Below are 521 nucleotides of genomic sequence, written 5' to 3' on the forward strand. Positions count from 1 at the left end.
TAGGCCACGTGGACAAAGGGCAGCCACAGCGTAACTGATGCGAGCGCGACGAAGCCGAGATAGGACTCTGCGGTCTTGTCATAGCGCGTTGCGACACGGCGCCAGTTCTTGAGCTTGCTGAACAAGCGCTCGACGAGATTGCGCCAACGGTATTTCTCGCGATCATGCGGGATCGGTATGCGGCGGTTACTTTTGGTTGGAATGACCGCCTCGACATCCGCCTTGGCGAGTTCCTGGCGGATGGCATCGGCGTCATAGCCCTTATCGGCAAGCAGAGCCTCGATCCGGTCAGCCAGCATCCCGAACAAGGGCCCGAAACCCTTCACGTCGTGAGCCTGGCCCGGCGTCAGGACGAAACATAGCGGTCGCCCCTGACCATCACAGCGGGCGTGCAGCTTGGTCGTGAAGCCGCCTCGCGAACGGCCGAGCCCCTCGAATTTCTGATCCCCTTTTTTAGCCCGACGGCGCAGTGGTGCGCCCGGACTACGGTGCTGTCGATCATGTCGGCGCTGACATCCCGC

Annotated in this window: 1 protein-coding gene; it reads right to left on the bottom strand. The window is 61.8% G+C overall.

Features of this window, described 5'->3' with window-relative positions:
• Positions 1 to 470 (bottom strand): IS5 family transposase (locus L8H00_RS18665; protein ID WP_242098857.1); only part of this gene is annotated, 470 nt, incomplete at its 3' end.
• Between the last annotated feature and the right edge of the window lie 51 nt (positions 471 to 521).

It is taken from the genome of Sphingomonas sp. CROZ-RG-20F-R02-07 (assembly GCF_022662335.1).
GTDB lineage: Bacteria > Pseudomonadota > Alphaproteobacteria > Sphingomonadales > Sphingomonadaceae > Sphingomonas.